Source organism: Actinomadura sp. 21ATH, from assembly GCF_041951345.1.
Classification (GTDB): Bacteria; Actinomycetota; Actinomycetes; order Streptosporangiales; family Streptosporangiaceae; genus Spirillospora.
On record NZ_JBGNUR010000003.1, the window covers coordinates 372,570 to 391,324 of the forward strand.

At 73.5% G+C, this 18,755-nt stretch carries 15 protein-coding genes and 2 pseudogenes; 11 read left to right on the plus strand and 6 right to left on the minus strand.

Features of this window, described 5'->3' with window-relative positions; translation table 11 throughout:
• The first annotated feature begins 85 nt into the window (after positions 1 to 85).
• Positions 86 to 631: a hypothetical protein gene (locus tag ACA361_RS13945; protein WP_375012344.1), complete on the plus strand. Its 546-nt coding sequence runs from the start codon at positions 86 to 88 to the stop codon at positions 629 to 631.
• A gap of 122 nt (positions 632 to 753) precedes the next feature.
• On the opposite strand, the pseudogene ACA361_RS13950 reads toward ACA361_RS13945, so the two are convergent.
• Positions 754 to 2,265: pseudogene (locus ACA361_RS13950) on the minus strand (Hsp70 family protein); the annotation flags it as partial.
• A gap of 129 nt (positions 2,266 to 2,394) precedes the next feature.
• Positions 2,395 to 3,168: pseudogene (locus ACA361_RS13955) on the minus strand (serine/threonine-protein kinase); the annotation flags it as partial.
• 311 nt (positions 3,169 to 3,479) lie between these two features.
• On the opposite strand from ACA361_RS13955, the gene ACA361_RS13960 reads away from it, so the two are divergent.
• From ACA361_RS13960 to ACA361_RS13970, 3 genes are all read left to right on the plus strand, one after another.
• Positions 3,480 to 5,078 carry an alkaline phosphatase D family protein gene (locus tag ACA361_RS13960; RefSeq protein WP_375012345.1) on the plus strand — a complete coding sequence of 533 codons (1,599 nt, stop codon included), beginning with the start codon at positions 3,480 to 3,482 and terminating at the stop codon, positions 5,076 to 5,078.
• Positions 5,075 to 5,944 carry a discoidin domain-containing protein gene (locus ACA361_RS13965; RefSeq protein ID WP_375012346.1) on the plus strand — a complete coding sequence of 290 codons (870 nt, stop codon included), beginning with the start codon at positions 5,075 to 5,077 and terminating at the stop codon, positions 5,942 to 5,944. The genes ACA361_RS13960 and ACA361_RS13965 overlap by 4 nt, the downstream gene beginning before the upstream one ends.
• A 75-nt stretch (positions 5,945 to 6,019) precedes the next feature.
• Positions 6,020 to 6,985: an NAD(P)-dependent alcohol dehydrogenase gene (locus tag ACA361_RS13970; protein ID WP_375012347.1), complete on the plus strand. Its 966-nt coding sequence runs from the start codon at positions 6,020 to 6,022 to the stop codon at positions 6,983 to 6,985.
• Between the two features lie 76 nt (positions 6,986 to 7,061).
• Here ACA361_RS13970 and ACA361_RS13975 read toward each other — a convergent pair whose 3' ends face one another.
• Positions 7,062 to 7,703: a TetR/AcrR family transcriptional regulator gene (locus ACA361_RS13975; protein WP_375012348.1), complete on the minus strand. Its 642-nt coding sequence runs from the start codon at positions 7,701 to 7,703 to the stop codon at positions 7,062 to 7,064.
• 154 nt (positions 7,704 to 7,857) lie between these two features.
• On the opposite strand from ACA361_RS13975, the gene ACA361_RS13980 reads away from it, so the two are divergent.
• Positions 7,858 to 9,681, plus strand: coding sequence for a serine/threonine-protein kinase (locus ACA361_RS13980; RefSeq protein ID WP_375012349.1), 1,824 nt, complete (start codon positions 7,858 to 7,860; stop codon positions 9,679 to 9,681).
• 7 nt (positions 9,682 to 9,688) lie between these two features.
• Here the strand turns inward: ACA361_RS13980 and ACA361_RS13985 are convergent, their stop codons facing one another.
• On the minus strand, positions 9,689 to 10,330 hold the full coding sequence (locus ACA361_RS13985; protein ID WP_375012350.1) for an HD domain-containing protein: 642 nt from the start codon (positions 10,328 to 10,330) through the stop codon (positions 9,689 to 9,691).
• Positions 10,323 to 11,798: a pyridoxal phosphate-dependent decarboxylase family protein gene (locus tag ACA361_RS13990; RefSeq protein WP_375012351.1), complete on the minus strand. Its 1,476-nt coding sequence runs from the start codon at positions 11,796 to 11,798 to the stop codon at positions 10,323 to 10,325. The genes ACA361_RS13985 and ACA361_RS13990 overlap by 8 nt, the downstream gene beginning before the upstream one ends.
• Before the next feature lie 71 nt (positions 11,799 to 11,869).
• Here ACA361_RS13990 and ACA361_RS13995 point away from each other — a divergent pair, with 71 nt between their 5' ends.
• The 4 genes from ACA361_RS13995 to ACA361_RS14010 all read left to right on the plus strand — a co-directional run bounded on the left by ACA361_RS13995 (position 11,870) and on the right by ACA361_RS14010 (position 15,131).
• On the plus strand, positions 11,870 to 12,823 hold the full coding sequence (locus ACA361_RS13995; RefSeq protein WP_375012352.1) for a GlxA family transcriptional regulator: 954 nt from the start codon (positions 11,870 to 11,872) through the stop codon (positions 12,821 to 12,823).
• Positions 12,824 to 12,921: 98 nt separating this feature from the next.
• Positions 12,922 to 13,173, plus strand: a complete 252-nt coding sequence (locus ACA361_RS14000) for a hypothetical protein (protein WP_375012353.1) — start codon at positions 12,922 to 12,924, stop codon at positions 13,171 to 13,173.
• Between the two features lie 476 nt (positions 13,174 to 13,649).
• The gene (locus ACA361_RS14005) at positions 13,650 to 14,270 is read left to right on the plus strand and encodes a hypothetical protein (protein ID WP_375012354.1); all 621 of its coding nucleotides are present in this window, start codon (positions 13,650 to 13,652) and stop codon (positions 14,268 to 14,270) included.
• Between the two features lie 9 nt (positions 14,271 to 14,279).
• Entirely contained in the window at positions 14,280 to 15,131 is an 852-nt protein-coding gene (locus tag ACA361_RS14010; RefSeq protein WP_375012355.1) for an NAD(P)H-binding protein, read from the plus strand.
• 25 nt (positions 15,132 to 15,156) lie between these two features.
• Here ACA361_RS14010 and ACA361_RS14015 read toward each other — a convergent pair whose 3' ends face one another.
• A complete protein-coding gene (locus ACA361_RS14015; RefSeq protein ID WP_375012356.1) occupies positions 15,157 to 15,744 on the minus strand; it encodes a TetR/AcrR family transcriptional regulator in 588 nt (195 codons plus the stop codon).
• Positions 15,745 to 15,817: 73 nt separating this feature from the next.
• Here ACA361_RS14015 and ACA361_RS14020 point away from each other — a divergent pair, with 73 nt between their 5' ends.
• Both ACA361_RS14020 and ACA361_RS14025 read left to right on the plus strand, forming a co-directional pair.
• Positions 15,818 to 17,701, plus strand: coding sequence for a cellulase family glycosylhydrolase (locus ACA361_RS14020; protein ID WP_375012357.1), 1,884 nt, complete (start codon positions 15,818 to 15,820; stop codon positions 17,699 to 17,701).
• Positions 17,702 to 17,998: 297 nt separating this feature from the next.
• Positions 17,999 to 18,751, plus strand: coding sequence for a penicillin-binding transpeptidase domain-containing protein (locus tag ACA361_RS14025; protein WP_375012358.1), 753 nt, complete (start codon positions 17,999 to 18,001; stop codon positions 18,749 to 18,751).
• The last annotated feature ends 4 nt before the right edge of the window (positions 18,752 to 18,755 follow it).

The following is an 18,755-nucleotide window of genomic DNA, read 5'->3' on the forward strand; positions in this document are numbered from 1 at the left end:
CCTCCGGTCAGGGAGTATCCCCTGTCCGGATCGCCCACCGCCAAATGCGTGGCCCGCGGCGCGGTGGACGATCTAACGTGGGGCCATGGACGTGGTCTTCACCCGCACGGGCGAGCGCCGTTACGGCGTCACCGTCACCGGGCCCGGCCTGGACCCGCGCGGGATGGATCCGGCCCCGGGCTACGACGAGCACATCCCGCACGACCTCGTCCACTACGTCGTCGAGGCGGAGCTGAAGCTGTCGGGCGGCCTCTACGGGCGGGCGGCCGAGAACGGCGGCGGCTTCCTGCTGCTGGGCGACCTGCCGGGCCGCCGCGAGCGCGGCCGCCGGCAGCGCAGGGTCAAGAAGCGCGACGCCCACCTGCGCAGGCGGGACCACGCCGGCGCGGCGGACATGGAGCGCTCCGAACGCCTCGCCGCCCTGACCGACACCGAGTGGCGCAGGCGCCGTGCCGCGGCCCGGGGCGACCGACGTCCTCCGTGGGTCGTGCCCCCGGAGATCTCCGCCGAGGACGGCCGCGCGATCGACCGGATCATGCCTCGCCTGGACGAGGTCGCCGCCCGCTGGAACGCCCTGGAAGTGGGCGAGAGCCTCACCTTCACCTGGCCGCACGCGCGCCCCGCCACCTGAGCCCCCGCGGCGTCGGTCGGGCGCGTACGAGAAGTATCGCCTCGCCGGAGGGGCGGTCCGCCGTCCCGGTCCGCCATGGCGAGGAGCGGGCCCGGCGCTTGTGGCGCCGATCACCTCGAGTGCCGTCGCTCCTCGGCGGCGTACCGTTCGACTTCGCGCGTCATCCGTTCGATGTCGTCCTCGGGCAGGGCCGTGCCGCCGGTGACCACCACCGATCTCTTGCCGCCGGTGCCCAGGTCTTCCGCCGAGACGCAGAGGATGCCGTTGGCGTCGACATCGAAGGTGATCTCGATCTGCGGTACGCCGCGCGGCAGCGGGCGCAGTCCGGTGAGCCGGAACGTGGCAAGCCTGTCGTTGTACGCGGCGATCTCCCGCTCGCCCTCGTAGACGCGGATCTCGACCGACCGCTGGTCGTCTTCCGCCGTTCCCAAGATCTCCGACATGTGGAGGGGAAGAGTGGTGTTGCGCTCGACGAACTTCATGAAGAACCCAATCTCCGGGGCCGCCGCGTGCAGAGCCCCATCGCGGACCTCGATGCCCAGGCTCCGCGGGACGACGTCCAGCAGGAGAACATCCTTGACCTCGCCCGTGAGCACCCCCGCTTGCACGGCGGCGCCGGCAGCGACGACCCCATGGACATCGACCGCGCCGCCGGGGTCGATGCCGCCGATCGTCTCCCCGACCATGTCGGCCACCGCGGGCATCCGAGTGGCGCCGCCGACCAGGACCACATGGTCGATCTCGTCCGCACCGAACTCGTAGTCATCGAGCACCCGCTGGAGCAGAATCCTGCAGCGGTCCAGCAGGTCGGCGGTCATCGTCTGGAACGCGTCCCGGGTGAGCCTCTCGTGGAGGTGCAGCGGCCCCGGATCGGAGGCGGTGATGTAGGGCAGGTCGATGCGCATCTCATCGAGGGAGGACAGGGCGGTCTTGGCCTTCTCGGCCGCCTCGCGGAGGCGCTGGAGGGCCGTCCCGTCCCTGGACAGGTCCACGCCGTGGGCGCTTTTGAACCGCTCCACCAGCCACTCGACCACTTTGCCGTCCCAGTCGTCGCCGCCCAGGCGGCCGTCACCGCCGGTCGCCTTGACCTCCACCACCCCGTCACCCACCTCCACCACCGCGGCGCTGCAACCGCCGCCGCCCAGGTCGAATACCAGGATGGTGGCCTCGTCCGCCTTCTCGAGGTGGTGGGCGACCGCTACCAGAGTGGAATCGCTGACGATCCGCAGCACGTTCAGCCCGGCGATCCGTGCGGCCTCCCTGGTGGCCTGCCGCTGGCGGTCGGAGAACCAGACCGGGACGGCGATCACCGCGTCGGTCACCTCCTCGCCCAGGTGGGCCTCCGCGTCGCGCTTGAGCTTCCGCAGCACGAACGCGCTGATCTGCTGGGGAACGAAGGGCTCGCCGTCGATCCGGATCCGCCAGCCGGTGCCCATCTCCCGCTTCACCGACCGCACGGTGCGGCCGACGTTCACCACGGCCTGCCGTCTGGCGGCCTCGCCCACGAGGAGCTCGCCGTTGTCGGTGAAGGCCACGACCGACGGCGTGAGCCGCGCGCCTTCGGCATCGGCGACCACCACGGGGCGCCCGCCTTCCAGGACAGCGACGGCCGAGCTGGTCGTCCCCAGGTCGATACCGACCGCACGGCCCCTGCCCGCGCCGGTTGGAGGAGCGCCTTCTTCCTCTAGCGTGGCGGTTCTCTCGTGCTGCTCGCCGGCGGCGCGCGCTCTGGACAGGGCGCGCAGGCGTTCGGCCACCGCCGATGCGTTCCCCGGCCGCCGTCCGGGGTCCTTGGCCAGCAACTCCCGCAGGTACTCCTCGACCTGGGCGGGGATGGCGGGCCGCAGCGTACGGGCGGCGGGCGGTGGCGCGGCCAGGTGCTGGGCGATCACCGCGCGGGCGTCGTCCCCGACGAAGACGTGGCGGCCGGTCAGCAGGTGGAACAGGGTCGCGCCGAGCGCGTACAGGTCGGCGCGGTGGTCGACGTCCTGGCCCAGGAGTTGCTCGGGCGCCATGTACGCCGGCGTCCCGATCGTTGCGCCGCCGGTCAGGCCGCTGGTGGCGCCGTGCAGCCGGGCGATGCCGAAGTCGCAGATCCGCACCGTTCCGTCGGCGCCGAGCATGAGGTTGGCCGGTTTGATGTCGCGGTGCACGATCCCGGCGCCGTGCGCGGCCGCCAGCCCGTCGGCCGCTTGCGCGCACAGGTCCAGCGCGTCCTCGACCGGCAGGCCTCCGGGGGACGCGCGCAGCAGGGTCCTGAGATCGCGGCCGTGCAGGTATTCCAGGACAAGGTAGGGCCGGCCGTCGTGCTCGCCGACGTCATGGACGGCGGCGATGTTGCGGTGCGACAGCCGCGCCGCCGCCCTGCCCTCCCGCGAGAACCGTGCCAGCGCCTGTTCGCGGACCTGGTCGTGCAGGAGGTGCGGCAGCAGGATCTTGACCGCGACCGAACGTTCCAGCCGCACGTCCTCGCCGCGCCAGACCTGGCCCATGCCGCCCTCGCCGAGCAGTTCCAGCACGCGGTACCGGTTCGCCACCAACGCACCCGCGACCAGCAACCAGCACCTCCGTGACGACCGGGACCATTCTCCGGTCCGCAGTGCGCGCCGGTCTAGAGGGCGCTCGGGGCGGCGCCCGGCCCGCTTTCCGGGGTGTTAACTCAGGGGAGACATTTATCAACTTGGGCGTTATCTTAGCGTCGACATAGCAGGCAATCCTGTTATGTACTCAGTCCTGGATGAGGACGGCCGACGGAAGGAACGCGTAGGTGGGCGGAAACGTAGATCTCGGGCCTGCTCTGAGCGATCCGGGCAGGCGACGCTTCCTGGGGTACTCCGGGATCGGGGCGATGGCACTCGCGTTCGGGCCGCTGCGGGCGGAGCCGTCGACCCTGACCCGCGAGGCGCCCCGGTTCAAGGACGATCCGTTCAGCCTCGGCATCGCGTCCGGCGACCCGCTGCCCGACTCGGTCGTCCTGTGGACGCGGCTCGCGCCGGAACCGCTCGCCTCGCTCGGCGGCATGGAACCGCACCGCGTCCCCGTCCGCTGGCAGGTCGCCGAGGACGCGAGGTTCCGCCGGATCGTCCGGCAGGGGACGGCGACCGCCCGGCCGGAGTACGCGCACTCGGTGCACGTCGACGTGCGCGGCCTGCGCCCCGCGCGGGAGTACTTCTACCGGTTCAGGGCGGGCGACCAGATCTCCCCCACCGGACGGACCAAGACCGCCCCCGCGCCCTGGGCGGCGGCGAGCGCGTTCACCTTCGGGATGGTGTCGTGCCAGGCGTGGTTCGACGGCTACTACACCGCGTACGGCCACCTGGCCAAGGAGGACCTCGACCTGGTCGTCCATCTGGGCGACTACCTGTACGAGTACGGCGTGCAGACCAACGGCGGCCGGCCGGACACGCCGGTGCCGGGCAGGTTCCACACCCCCACCGTCCACCTGTCGGACTACCGCGACCGGTACGCGCTCTACAAGCTCGACCCCGAACTCCAGGCCGCGCACGCCATGGCGCCGTGGATCGTCACCTGGGACGACCACGAGGTCGTCGACAACTACGCCGACCTCGCCCACCCGTCGGCGCCGCCGGAGGACTTCCTCGTCCGCCGCGCCAACGCGTACCGGGCGTACTGGGAGCACATGCCGCTGCGGGCGCCGGAGCCGGCCGGCCAGAACATGGCGCTGTACCGGCGGTTCACGTTCGGCCGGCTGCTGGAGTTCAGCGTCCTGGACACCCGCCAGTACCGCAGCGACCAGGCGTGCGGCGACGGCCTGAAGACCGATTGCGAGCAGCGGCTGGACCCGTCCCGGACGCTGCTCGGCGACGCCCAGGAGGCGTGGCTGCTGGACGGCCTCGGACGCTCGCAGGCGAAGTGGAACGTGGTGGCGCAGCAGATGATGCTGTCGCAGGTCGACTTCAACACCGAGCCCGGGCAGGCGTTCGGCATGGACCTGTGGGACGGCTACAAGCCCTCCCGGGACCGGCTGCTGAACGGCGTCGTCGAGCGCAAGGTGCGCAACCCGATCGTGCTGTCGGGCGACTTCCACCGCAGCATGGCCGCGGACGTCAAGCGGGACTTCGACGACCCCGCGTCCCCCACCATCGCCACGGAGTTCCTCGGCTCGTCCATCTCGTCCGGCATGGACGGGGCGGACATGGACGAGTTCGGCTCGCAGTTCCTCGCGGCCAACGACCACATCCGCTTCTACAACGGGCAGCGCGGCTACATGACGTTCGACGTCACGCCCGGCACCTGGAACGCGAACTACCGCGTCGTGCCGTACGTCCGCGAACGCGGCGCCCCCGTGTTCACCCGCGCCAGCTTCGCCGTCGAGGACGGCAGGCCCGGCCTCCAGGCCGACTCCAAGAGCGCGGCCCGCGGCAGGAGCTACCTGTCCGCCTCCGAGGTCGAGCCGCCCGAGCCGCTGAAGGGGTACCGCAAGTGAGCCTCCGCAAGATCATCGCACTGCTGGCCGCGGCGCTCACGGCGGCCGCCGGCGTCGCCGCGTACGCCGGGACGGCCTCGGCCGCCAGGCAGGGACGCGGGTCGGTCACGATGACGCTCCAGTCCGGGACGCTGGACGTCCTCGCCGCCCCCTGCGGAAGCAGGCCGCTGGTGGTCGACCTCGCCAACTCCGACTCCAAGGGCGCGTACGTCGACGTGTTCATCACGCCGGAGCGCCCGCTCGTCACCTCGCACGACGTCATCTCGACCTACGTGCCGCCGAACGACAACGTCGTCCTCCGGGCGCAGGTCACCGCGCCGCACGGCTCCGCCGGGGGCACGCACGGCGTGTCGCTGCGGCTGGGCCCGCGCGGCCCGCAGCAGAAGGCGGCGGTGACGGTCACGCCGAAGCCGTCCGGGCCGGGCGCCAACCTCGCCCTCGGCGGTCCCGTGAGCGCCTCGTCCACGCACGGCAACTTCAACGTCTGCGGCGGCGTGGACGGCAACGCCAATTCCGAGGACTGGTCCGCGCGGACCGGGTGGAACGACGGCACGCGCGCGGTCTTCCCGGACACCTACACGGTCGAGTTCGGCGGCCCGCAGCCGATCGACCGGATCGTCCTGTACTCGCTGGACTCCGCGCGCTACCCCGCCGCCCGCAACGCCCTGCGGGACTTCGACGTGCAGGTGCTCGGCGGCGACGGCGAGTGGACGACGGTGTCGAACGTCCGCGGCAACGCCCTCGGCCGGCTGGAGTTCCCGCTCGATCCGGTGGTCACGGCCAAGTCCGTGCGGGTCGTCGCGCTGGCGTCCAACAGCGGCGACTACTCCCGCATCGTCGAACTGGAGGTCTACCAGGACTCGTAGCCGCCCGCGCCGCGCCGTGCCCCTGGCCCGCGGCCGCGAAGGCGGCTACGCTCCGCTCCCTAGCCGGGAGGCGAGATGCGAGCGGTCGTCCAGGACGGGTACGGCGCGGCGGACGTGCTGCGGGTGGCGGACGTGCCGAGACCGTCGCCGGCTCCGGGGCAGGTCCTGGTGCGCGTGGCGGCGGTGTCGGTCAACCTGTCGGACTGGGAGACCCTGCGCGGCGACCCGCTGTACTCGCGGATCGGCGGCCTGCGCCGGCCGGCGCGCAGGACGCTCGGCTCGGACATCGCCGGACGGGTGGAGTCCGTCGGCTCAGGGGTGTCCCGCTTCCGCGCGGGAGACGAGGTGTACGGCGACAACCTCGCCCTGAAGGGGGGCTTCGCCGAGTTCGCGGTCGCGCCCGAGTCGGCTCTGGCCCTCAAGCCGGAAGGGCTGACCTTCGCCGAGGCGTCGACGATCCCGCAGGCGGGCGCGATCGCGCTCCAGGGAACGGCCACCGCCGCCGCGGGCCGCCGGGTGCTGATCAACGGTGCCGGCGGCGGCACGGGATCGTTCGCGATCCAGCTGGCCAAGCGCGCCGGCGCCCACGTGACCGGCGTCGACAACGCCGGCAAGCTCGACTTCATGCGGTCGCTGGGCGCCGACGAGGTGATCGACCACCGGAGCCGGGACTTCACCCGGACCGGCGAGCGGTACGACCTCGTGCTGGACCTCGTCGCCACCCGCTCGGCGCTCGCCTGCCGGCGGGCGCTGGCGCGCGGCGGCCGGTACCGGTGCGTGGGCGGCTCCGTACCGGTCCTGCTCGGCATCGCGGCGCTCGGATCGATCGCCGGCCCGCTCACCGGCCGCAGGCTGGGAGTGCTCGTGGTGCGTACCGGGCCCGCGCGGTTCGAGCCGCTCGCCGACCTGTGCGTCGCGGGCGACGTCGGCATCCGCATCGACCGGACCTTCGCGCTCGACGACGTACCCGCGGCACTGCGCCACGTCGGGGAGGGCCGCGCCCTCGGCAAGGTGGTCGTGACCCTGCCGGACGGCGCCTAGGCCGCGTCGCGTCCGGTGCGGGCGGCCGGGCGCCGGTCCGCTGCCGTTGCCGTTCCGTGGCTCGCCGCGAGGGGGCTCAGCGGTCGGGGTAGCCCAGCGCGCGCCGGCACAGCCGCGACAGCAGGGCGTGCATCTCCGCCTCCTCCTGGAGGGTGTGCTCGCGGGAGAAGAGCATGTACCAGTTGCGCTCGCACATGTAGGTGAGCGCGATGCACATGGCGCGGGCGTCGCCGAGGTCGGGCACCAGGCCCGCGGCCCGGTCGCGTTCGAGCGCGGCGGCCTGGACGTCGGCGGCGCGTTCGAAGAAGCGGCGCCAGGTCTCGCGAAGCGCGGCGTCGCGTCCGGTCTGGTCGATGATCGCGCACAGCAGGCCGCTGTTGTGCCGCCACCATTCGGCGAAGCCGGAGATCACCTCGTCGAGGATCCGCTCCAGGCCCTGGTCGCCGTGCACGGTGAGGATGCCCATCGCCGACTCGATCGTCCGGTCGAGCGCGGCCCGCACCACCGCGTCCTTGTTGTCGAAGTAGAAGTACACCGCGGCCCGCGAGAGCCCGGCGCCCGCGGCGATCTGCGCGAGGTCGATCTCGGCCAGGGGCTTGGCCGCCATCAGCCGCTCGGCGCTGTCGAGCAGGGCGATCTCCTGCCGGTCGCCGCGGCTCATCCGCGGCCGCCGGCGCCCCGCCCCGGCCGCGGGCTCCCGGGCTGCTCTGGATGCCAAATCACACCTGCCGGCTGGACGAACGGCCCCTCGCGGGGCGTTTCGGACGGACGTTCCGCCCGCGAAACCGAACACATCGTTTGCTAATCTCCACACGTTGTCAAACACCGTCGACCGGACGTGTCGGCGTACGAGGGTGACGGGAGCCGGCGGCGTGGACTCTCTGGGGCCTGACGATCCGCCGGAGGTGGGCGGGTACCGGCTGCTGGCACGGCTCGGCGCCGGCGGGATGGGACGGGTCTACCTGGGCCGCGACGAGCGCGGCCGCACGGTCGCGGTCAAGGTCGTCCACCCCGAGCTCGCCCGGGACCCCGAGTTCCGGTCCCGCTTCCGGCACGAGGTGGCGGCGGCCCGGCGGGTGGGCGGCGCCTGGACGGCGCCGGTCCTGGACGCCGACACCGAGTCGGCGGCGCCATGGCTGGCCACCGGCTACGTGCCCGGACCCACGCTCCGGGAGGTGGTCGCCCGGCACGGCCCGCTGCCAGAGGACTCGGCGCTCGCGCTGGCCGGCGGCCTGGCCCGCGCGTTGCAGGCCGTCCACGCCTGCGGCCTGGTCCACCGCGACCTCAAGCCGTCCAACGTCCTGGTGACGCTGGACGGGCCGCGGGTCATCGACTTCGGCATCGCGCGCTCGCTGGACGCCGCCGTCGCCACCCGCACGGGAGCGGTCCTCGGATCGCCGGGGTTCATGTCGCCCGAGCAGGTGATGGGGCAGCGGATGACGCCGGCCGGCGACGTGTTCTGCCTGGGGGCGGTGCTGGCGTACGCGGCCGGCGGGCGCGAGCCGTTCAGCCGTGACGGCGGGAGCATGCACGCCGTGATGTTCCGCATCGCCCACGAGGAACCCGACCTCGACGGCCTGCCCGAGCGGGTGCGGCAGGTGGCGGAGGCGTGCCTGGCCAAGAGCCCGGACGCGCGTCCCGCACCGGACGGGATCCTCGCCCTCCTGCCCGGCGAGCCCGCCGACCCCTGGCTGCCGGCCGCCGTCACCGCCGACATCGGCCGGAGCGCCGCCCGCCTGCTGGAACTCCAGGCGCCCGCGTACGCGCCCCGCCCGCCCGCGCCCCCGCCGGGACCGCCGCCGTTCCCGCCCGGCGTCCAAGGGCGCCCGGGGAGGCCCGGCGGGCGGCGGCTCCCGACGCCTGCCTACCTCGCTGGCGGGGCCCTCGTGACCGTCCTCGTCCTCGTCCTGGCGCTGCTGATCCGCATGGAGCGCGAACGGGAGCCGAACGTCCCCGCGGCGGACGGCGCGGCGACGGCCCCGGCCGGCCGGACGCGGCCACAGGAGCGGGCGCGGTCCGCCGGAGGCGTCCCGGAGGCCATGGTGGGCAGCTGGGAGGGGCGGTCCACCGCCTCCGGGACCCGCGAGCGGTGGCTGCGGCGCGTCACCCTGCTGCCCGGCCCGGTCGGCGGCGCGGCCGGCACGCTCTGGTCGGTCACCGACGACACGTTGTGCGAGTCCCGGCTGACGCTGGTCTCGGCCGGCGCCGACTCCGTCGAGCTGCGATCCCGCACCGTGCGCAGCGTTCCCGCGGGAGCCTGCGGCGGCGGCTCGCGGTGGACCATGACGGCGGCCGGCGACGGGACGCTGAACGGGTCGGCGGGGTCGCTGGCGATGCCCTTCACCAAGGCCGCCGGCGACCGGGTCCCCGAGCGCTACCAGGGCCGCTGGTGGGCCTCGGTGGGACGGCCGGTCGCCGGGGGCACCGCCCCGCCCGCGCGGAAGGTCTTCGAGATCTCCGCCGGAACGGTCGGCACCGAGGCCGTCAAGATCACCGTGACGGGGAACGGCGACCGGTGCCAGGGCGCGGCCGTCCTGGTGTCCGTCGAACCGGCCATCGTCTTCTTCTCCACCCGCGTCCTCGAAGGCGACTGCGCGCTCGGCGGCATGCAGCGCATCACCCCCGACGCCCAGAACGGCGGCCTGAACTGGGAGGCCCTCCGGTCGGGGCAGAACGGCGGCCTCCAGCGCGGCTGACCGGCCCTCAGCGCCCGTCGAGCGGGTTGGACGCGGTCCGTTCCGGCCAGTCCCCCGCCACCAGCCGCGATGCCGCGCATCCCGGCTTGCGCTCCGCCTGGTCCCGGAACAGGCGGACGAACGACCCGGCGAAACCGAGGCGGGGATACGCCTCGACGAGAGCTTCCCGGAAAGCCGGTTCGAAGGCGTCCAGCCCCGAACCGGACACGTCCGCGCTGGTGCCAACCTGCAGCAGCCGGCTCTCCACGTCCACTTCCGGTGCGACGTCGTCGCGCATATGGAGCACGATCACCTCGGCCGCCCGGTCGCGGCGCTGGACCGGCCAGCCGAGACCGGCCGTGAAGACCCGGGCCAGGTGGCCGCCGGCCTCCTCGAACGCGTACGTGTGGCTGTCGAAGGGCGGCACCAGGGCCAGGTCGTGCAGCAGCGCCGAGACGAAGAACAGCTCCCGGTCGAAGTCCAGGCCGCGCGCCCGCGCCCAGGCCGCGCCGAAGTAGTACGACCGCACCGAGTGGTGGTAGAGCGCGGCGTCGGCGTACTCCTCGCAGACCAGCCGCGCGGCCTGCGCCGCCTGTCCATCCGGTGCCCGCACTCCCGCGACCTCGGTCAGCATCCGTCCGGCCTCCTCGAATCCGTTGTCGTCAGGCACGCTGCTCCTTGCGCGCCTCGTTCACGGCCTGGACGAGGCCGTCGATGTCCGCCTGTGTGGTGCGGTGGCTGATGACGCAGGCGCGCAGTGCGTCCTGCCCGTTCAGCCGTACGGTACTGATCCACGCGCGCCCGCTCCGCACGACGGATCGCGCGAGCGCGCCGTGGTGCTCGCCGGGCGCGCGGGCGCCCGCCTCCGGGTCGGCGAAGCACACCACCGGGAGCGGGGTGTCGTTGACGATCAGCCAGCCGGAGTCCGCCAGCCGGCGGCGGAGCAGGCCGGCCAGCTCGGCATCGCGCTCCAGCTGCTCGGCGTAGCCGGAACGGCCCGCGACAGCGAGGCTGAGGAACAGTTTCAGGCCCGCGAACCGGCGCGACCACTGCTGGCTGGAGGTGTACGGATCGACGGTGTCGGGGATCCCGGCCGGCATGTACGAGGTGGAGACCCGGAACGTCTCCGCCAGCCCCTCGCGGTCGGTGCACAGCAGGGCACCGGCCCCCATCGGCACGCTCAGCCACTTGTGCGCGTCGACCGTGATCGAGTGGGCCCGCTCGATCCCGGCCAGGTCCTCCCGCAGCCGATCCGACAGGGCGGCCATACCGCCGTACGCGGCGTCGACATGGAACCGCACGCCGAACTCCCCGCACAGCGCGGCGAGTTCGGGCAGGGGGTCGATGGCACCGGCTCCCGTGGTGCCGGCCGTGCCGACCACCATGAACGGCGCGCCGCCGGCGGCGCGGTCCGCCTCCAGCAGGGCCCTCAGCCGCCGGACGTCCATGCGCAGATCGGCACCGGCCGGGACGAGCCGTACCGCGTCCCGCCCGAGACCGGTGGCGTGCGCGATCTTCAGCCAGGCCAGATGGCTCTCCGCGGACGCGTACAGGAGGGGCCGGCCGGGCAGCGCCCGCAGCCCGGCGGTGCCGTACTCGGGCCACGTCCTGGTCAGCGCCAGCAGCACGGCGGTCATGTTCGCCTCCGCGCCGCCGCTGGTGAACGACCCGGCCACCGCACCGGCCGGATACCCCATCCGCGCGCCGAGGAAGCGCACGAGATGGGCCTCGATCTCCACCGCCGCGGGCGCGTGCGACCACGCCGCCAGCTGCGGGTTGAACGCCGCGGCGAGGGTCTCGCCGACGACGCCCAGCAGCGTCGGCGCCGGGTTGAACAGGCCGAAGTACCGGGGATGGGTCGTGTGGACGGTCCCCTCGCGCAGCAGCGCCACGGTCTCGTCGATCACGACGCCGGGCGCGACCGGCTCCTCGAAGCCGTACGCGCCCACCGCGGCTCGCAACCGGCCGAGGTCCACCTCCGCGCTCACCGGCCGCGCGGAGATCCGCTCCCGTTCGGCGCGCAGGACCTCCAGGACGCGCCGCCACAGCCATTCCGCCGGCCCGGCGTCCGGGTCGAACGAGGCGCGCCCCAAGGGGAAGGCCGCTTCGCTGATCGTGGCCGGTTCGTCGTCTCCCATGGACGCCATCTTCAGCGGCGGCGCGCCCGGGCCCAAGCGGCAAGACCGACAATGATCGCTTAAATAGTGACATGACCTCCCGTACCGTCGCGGTCGCCGTCACCGACGGCGCGCCGATCTTCGAGCTCGCCATCCCGTGCGAGGTGTTCGGCTACCGGCGCCCGGACCTGACCGACTCCTGGTACGACTTCCGGCTGTGCGCTCCGGCCGGTGAGCGCCCCCGTACCGCCGCCGGCTTCGCGCCCGAGACCGTGCACGCCCTCGACGCCCTCGCCGGCGCCGGCACCGTCGTGATCCCCGCATGCCGCGACGTCCACGACGACCAGCCGGCCGAACTCGTCGCCGCGGTCCGCGCCGCCCACGCCAACGGGGCCCGGATCGTCTCGCTGTGCTCCGGCGCGTTCGTGCTGGCGGCCGCCGGCATCCTCGACGGGCGGCCGGCGACCACCCACTGGATGCACGCCAGCCTGCTCGCCCGCCGCTACCCCGCGGTCCGCGTCGACGCGTCCGTGCTCTACATCGACGACGGCGACGTCCTCACCAGCGCGGGGACCGCCGCCGGACTCGACCTCTGCCTGCACATCGTCCGCGCCGACCACGGCGCCGCCGTCGCGACCGCCCTCGCCAAACGCCTGGTCATGCCCGCGCACCGGCCCGGCGGCCAGGCCCAGTACATCGACGCGGGCGACGCCATCGGCGACATGGACGACCTGGCCCCCGTGCTCGACTGGGCCCGCCGGCGGCTCGACCGGCCCCTCACGATCTCGGCCCTGGCCCAGCAGGCGAACGTCACACCCCGCACCCTCATCCGCCGCTTCCACACCGTGACGGGCACGACCCCGATGAACTGGCTGCGCGACAGGCGGGTCGACCGCGCCCGCGAACTCCTGGAGACCACCACGCTCCCCATCGACCGCGTCGCCGAACGCTCCGGGCTCGGCAGCCCGGCCAACCTCCGCCGCCACTTCACCCGTACCGTCGGCGTCCCGCCGAGCACCTACCGCAAGACCTTCTCCGCGGGCTGACCCGGCCCGCGGGGCGAGCGCGCGGAAACGTCCGACCCGAGCGCTAGGGTTCGTCTCCATGCACGCACTCCGCGGCAGCCCTACGAGAGGACCCAGGCGTGAGCCGCTACCGGGGACCAGCCAGCCTGATCAGCAGTGACGGAGACGAGATCGAGGTCTACGTCGACCTGCGCGCCAAACAGCGGGAGTGGTCCGGGACCGCGACCATCGACGACTTCGACGCCGCCGGTCCGCCCGACCGGACGCTGAGGCTTCCGGACGGCCGCGAGGGACAGGTCACGCTCGGCGGCTCCGAGACGTGGTCCGACGTCATCACGCTGGTCGGCGAGGGCCCACCCCCGTTCGCCTGAGTGCGGGGCCGGGCGAGGCGGCCGGACCTCAGCGGAGGCGGTAGCGGGACGCCTTCCCGCCGGTGCTCCAGTACTCAAAGCCCGCCTTCTCCAGCACGCGCACCGATGGCGGGCCGGACGGCTCCACCTCGGCGAAGACGGTGCGCACGTCCGCGGCCGCCAGGGCGGACTCGGGCGCGTAGCCGAGGCCGCGGCGGGACGATGCCGTACCCGATCTCGACCAGGCCGCCGGACGCGGGCCGGAAGAGGCCGATCGAGCCGACCGGTGGAGCGTTCGACGACCTGATACCGGCCGGGGTCGCCGGCGGGGAAGTCCTCGGCCCATCCGCCCAGCCGGGCGTCCTCGCGGACGGCGGCGGGCCATGGCCTCAGGATGAGGCGGTCGGCGGAAAGCACGTGATTCTCCCGGGCCGAGCCCGCACGCCCGGTCACGTGACGGATTCCCGCCCGGTCCGGTCCTCCGTAGCGTCCACGCCATGAACACCGCAGCGAACGCCCTTCCCGACATCCGCCGTCCCGGCGTCGGCACCGTCATGTCCAGCGAATGGACCCTGCGCACGCCGGAGCGCCAGCGCCGGACCGCCGAGACGCTCGTCGACGTCTGGTCCGCGGGCGGCTGGCCGGACGGCCTCCAGACCTACAGCTTCCACCTCGGAACGGACGGCTCCACGATCCTGCACTACTCCCAGTGGCGCGACGACCGGGCCTACCAGGAGTTCTTCCGGAACGGGCGCGGGCCGCGCGTCGACCGGATCGACGCGGCCGTGCCGGGGATCGAGCGCCACGACCTCGCGTTCTACCGCCTGCGCCGGACCTTCGCCGGCGACGCCGGGCGGCCGGAGATCATCGTCACCGAGTTCATCGAGGCCGCCGGCGAGGACGACGCCCGCCGCCGGATCGACGCCCTCTCCGCGACCCGCGAGCGCACCCGCCCCGCCGGGCTGATCACCGCGGGCCTGCACCTCAGCTCCGACGGCCGCCGGATCCTGGACTACTCGGAATGGTCCGGGGAGGAGGCGTTCGACGCCCATCTCGGCATCCCGGACGGGACACGCCGGATCAAGCGCTTCCGCCCGTACCGCAGCCTCGCCCGTTAGGAGCCTCCGATGATCCTCGTGACCGCCGCGACCGGCAACGTCGGCCGCCAGGTCGTGAACGGGCTGGTGGCCGAGGGCCGGGACGTCCGGGCCCTGACCCGCTCCCCCGAGACCGCCGGGCTGCCGGACGGCGCCGACGTCGTCCGCGGCGGCCATCTCGACCTCGCCGTCCTGGAGAGGAGCCTGGACGGCGTGGAGGCCGTCTTCCTCGCCTGGCCGTTCGCCTCCGCCGAGGCGGCCCCCGCGGTCGTCGAAACGATCGCGAAGCACGCCCGGCGCGTCGTGCTGCTGTCATCGATCGCCGTCCGCGACGACGTCCCGGAGCAGGCCGACCCCATCGGCGCGTTCCACGCCGCGCTGGAGGAACCGGTCGAGCGTTCCGGCCTGGAGTGGTGCTTCCTCCGTCCCGGCGGGTTCGCGGCCAACACGCTCGCCTGGGCACCCGGGATCCGGGCCGGCGGCACCGTACGGGACGCCTTCGGCGGCGCCGCCCAGCCGCTGATCCACGAGCGCGACATCGCCGACGTCGCGGTACGCGCCCTCACCGAGGACGGGCACGCGGGCAGGAAGTACGTACTCACCGGCGCGGAGGTCCTGACTCAGGCCGAGTACGCCCGGACGATCGGCGACGCGATCGGCCGCCCGGTGCGCTGGACGGAGATCTCTCGTGAGGAGGCCCGGGAGCGAAGGGCCGCGCAGGGGATACCCCCGTCGTTCATCGACTTCATGCTCGACGGCTACGCGGCCATGGTGACCGAACCGGGCCCGGTCACCACAACTTTCCAGGACATCATGGGCGTCCCCCCGCGAACGTTCCACACCTGGGCGGCCGACCACGCCAACGACTTCCTCAAAACCTGACGAACACAGGCGACCGACCACGCCTTCATGGAGAACCCGCGGTGAGCAGGCGGGCCAGGGCGGTCGCGAATCGTTCCGGGTCGATGTCGGCCGGTGGGCGGCCGAAGAACTCGCGGGACAGGTGGTAGCCGGTCAGGGCGGAGATCATGACCGCGAGCAGCGCGTGCGGGTCGTCGTCGGCCGGGAGGCCCGGCAGGTCCCGCCGCAGGTGGTCGGTCTCCTCGGCGATGCCCTGGTCCAGGAGGGCTTCGCGGATCTTGCCGGTGAGTTCGGGGAACCGGCCGTGCTCGCGGGCCAGCAGGGTGATCAGCGGCCTGATCGCGGCCAGGTACTCCAGCTGCTCCAGGAGGCGGCGGGCGAGCGCGTCCCGCGAGTCGCCGGTGACGGAGCCGCGCTCGAAGGTCCGGCGGTGCCGCTGGGCGCGGTCGAGCTCGCGCTCGAAGAGCTCGGCGAACACGTGCTCCTTGGACCGGAAGTGCCGGTAGAAGCTGCCGCTGCCGGGTGAGAGCCCGGCCCGCTCCTCGATGCCGGTGACGGTGGTGCCGCCGAAGCCGCGCTGCTGGATCAGCTCCAGGGCGGCGTCGAGAACGCGCTCGCGTGTGGTGGAGGGCACCGATGAAAGATAACTCTTGCAAGCGCAAGAGGATTCTTGCACAGTGGGGAGGCCCCCCACCGAAAGGCCGGTCATGGCAGCGATACGCGGGTCCCGTCACGTCCGGGCGGCGGCCGCCGCCGTCCTCACGATGGCCGGCGCGTCGGCCGTCGCCGCGCCCCCGGCGGAGGCGGCGGACGACCAGGGGGCCGTCGTCGTCGGTCCCAAACAGCAGCACTGGGTGTTCCGGGACGCCGACGGCCGCGAGGTGACCCTGCGCGGCTTCAACGTGTCGGGAAGCACCAAGCTCTACGAGAACGGCCTGCTGCCGTTCCGCACCACCGCGGACGCCGCCAGGTCCGCGCAGGCGATGCGCGACCTGACCGGCGCCAACGCGGTCCGCTTCCTGATCAGCTGGGAGGGGGTCCAGCCCGCCCCCGACCGGATCGACCACGCCTACCTGGACCGGGCCGTCGCGCAGATCAGGGCGTTCACCGACCGCGGGTTCCGCGTCCTGCTGGACTACCACCAGGACCTCTACTCCGCCCACCTGTTCAACGCCGGCAGCTGGTACACCGGGGACGGCGCGCCCAAATGGGTGATCGAAGCGGGCGGCTATCCACGGGAGTCCTGCGGCATCTGCCTGCTGTGGGGGCAGAACATGATGAACAACGCCGCCGTACGGCAGGCCGCCTACGACTTCTGGCGCAACCGCGAGCTGACCACGCCCGCCGGGAAGGTCCGCGTCCAGGACGCCTACCTGGCCCAGGCCAAGGCGACGATGGCGCACCTGAAGCAGCGGCTGCCCCAGCCGGCCTTCGACAGCGTCCTCGGCTTCGACCCGTTCAACGAGCCGTTCGACGGCGGCCTGGACGGCGGCACCGGGCTCGACTGGGAGAAGAACCGCCTGATGCCCTTCTACCAGCGCTTCCGCACCGCGATGGACGAGGCGGGCTGGAACGCCAAGCCCGCATTCGTCGAGCCGCTGGTCTTCTGGAACACCGGCTTCTTCGAGCAGGGCGGAATGACGTCGGTGGGCCGGCTGGGCACCCGGTGGGTGTTCAACAGCCACTACTACGACGGCGCCCGGATGACCCTGGACCCCACGCCCGCCTCGGACGGGACGTACGCCGCCCCCATGAACGAGATCCGGCAGCGGGCCGCCGCCCTCGGCACCGCGCCGCTGGTCTCGGAGTTCGGCAACAAGCTCTCCGGAACGGGCAGCGACCGCACCCCGTGGATGATCCGTTCCATGTACCAGGGCATGGACTCCGGCGTCCGCGGCCGCGACTGGTGGAACGGGCCCGCCGCGGGCGGCTCGGTCCTGTCGTCGATGCAGTGGCACTGGGACGTCTACAGCGGCCGCCACCGCGAGCTCATGAACGGCAACCCGGACAAGGTGCGGACGGAGGGCGACGCCTGGAACGACGAGGACCACTCGGTGGTGACCGCCGACGACGCGGGCAACGTGTCGTCGCGGCTGGACGCGCGCGTCCTGGACCGGCTCTACCCGTCGGCGGTGAACGGCGACACCCTGGCCTTCGCCTACGAGGACCTGGCCCGTTCCGGGTACGGGGGCGCCGGGCGGCAGCAGGCGTGGCTCACCGTCCCGTCCTCGATGCCCGGCCTCGCCGCGCTCGTCAAGGACCGCCAGTACGGCGTCCTGGTGTGGCGGGGGTCGGCCGCCGCCGCGCCCACGGACCTGCACCTGCCCCGCTCGTTCGCGCCGGCGGGCACCACCGTCGTCAGCGACCTCGGCACGGTCAGCGGAGTACCGGCGGCCGGCCCGGTCAGGGCCGTCCACGAGTCCGGCTCCTCGTCGGCGTACCGGCTGCAGCTCACCGCGCCGGCCGGGTCCGCGGTGCACGTCGCGCTGGTCGTGAACACGACGGCCGGCGCGCCGCCGACCGCCGCCCAGCTCGCCGCGGCCCGTACCGAGCTGGCCGCCTGGACGGACCGCCTGTTCCCCGCCGGCTGACGGCCGTTCTCCGCTCGGCGCGGGGCCGCCTGGTCCATGATCGAGTGAGATGGTCCCGACGGCCCCGGCACTGGAGGAGCGCGGATGGCGGCAGGCGAGGTCTCCCACGACGGTTCCCGTCCGGCGGGCGCGCGCGGGGCGCGGAGGGGCGGGGCACGCCGGCGCCGTCCCGCGGGGCTCCTGAGCGTCGGGATCCTGGCAGCGCTCGCCGCGTTGGGCGGAGCGGGGTGCGACTCGGGGCCGGACCGGCGGAAGCCCGCCGGAACGCCGGCGGCGTCGCGGGCGGTGGCGCCGGTCGTGCGCGACGACCTCCGCGACGTCTTCCGCCGCGCCGGGGTGTCGGGCGGCTTCGCGCTCCTGGACGCGGACCGGGGCCGGCGCACGGTGGTCGACGGGAAGCGGGCCGGGGAGCGGCGGATGCCCGCGTCCACGTTCAAGATCCCGCACAGCCTGATCGCGCTGGAGACGGGCGCGGTCAGGGACGCGGACGAGGTGATCCCGTACGGCGGCCGGCCGCAGCGGCTCGACCGGTGGGAACGGGACATGAGCATGCGCGACGCCATCAGGATCTCCAACGTCGCCGTCTACGAGACGCTGGCCCGCCGGATCGGGCTGGACCGCGAGAAGCGGTGGCTCGACCGGCTCGCCTACGGCGACCGCGAGGTGGGCACCGAGACGCGCCCCTTCTGGCTGCACGGTCCGCTGGAGATCTCGGCGACCGAGCAGGCCGCCTTCCTCGCCCGGCTGGCCCGCGGAACGCTGCCCGCCTCCGCCGGCCATCAGCGCACCGTGCGGGAGCTGGTGAGAATGGAGGAGGGGAACGGCTACGCGCTCTTCGGCAAGACCGGCTGGGCGGACGGGCCCACGCCGGACGTCGGCTGGTGGGCGGGCTGGGTCGAGCGCGGCGGCCGCGTGTACTCCTTCGCGCTCACCATCGACATCGTCGAGGACGCCGACGCCCGGAAGCGCGTCCCGATCGCCCGCGAGCTGCTCGCCCGCCTGGGCGTCCTCCCGCACAGCGGCCCGCTCGGATCCGGCCGGGCCGGGTAGCCCG

What these genes read in the sequence shown, in the direction of transcription:
- ACA361_RS13945 (WP_375012344.1), top strand. Translation starts at nt 86, where the DNA reads ATGGACGTGGTCTTCACCCGCACGGGCGAGCGCCGTTACGGCGTCACC.
- ACA361_RS13960 (WP_375012345.1), top strand. Translation starts at nt 3,480, where the DNA reads ATGGCACTCGCGTTCGGGCCGCTGCGGGCGGAGCCGTCGACCCTGACC.
- ACA361_RS13970 (WP_375012347.1), top strand. Translation starts at nt 6,020, where the DNA reads ATGCGAGCGGTCGTCCAGGACGGGTACGGCGCGGCGGACGTGCTGCGG.
- ACA361_RS13990 (WP_375012351.1), bottom strand. Translation starts at nt 11,798, where the DNA reads ATGGGAGACGACGAACCGGCCACGATCAGCGAAGCGGCCTTCCCCTTG.
- ACA361_RS13995 (WP_375012352.1), top strand. Translation starts at nt 11,870, where the DNA reads ATGACCTCCCGTACCGTCGCGGTCGCCGTCACCGACGGCGCGCCGATC.
- ACA361_RS14005 (WP_375012354.1), top strand. Translation starts at nt 13,650, where the DNA reads ATGAACACCGCAGCGAACGCCCTTCCCGACATCCGCCGTCCCGGCGTC.
- ACA361_RS14010 (WP_375012355.1), top strand. Translation starts at nt 14,280, where the DNA reads ATGATCCTCGTGACCGCCGCGACCGGCAACGTCGGCCGCCAGGTCGTG.
- ACA361_RS14020 (WP_375012357.1), top strand. Translation starts at nt 15,818, where the DNA reads ATGGCAGCGATACGCGGGTCCCGTCACGTCCGGGCGGCGGCCGCCGCC.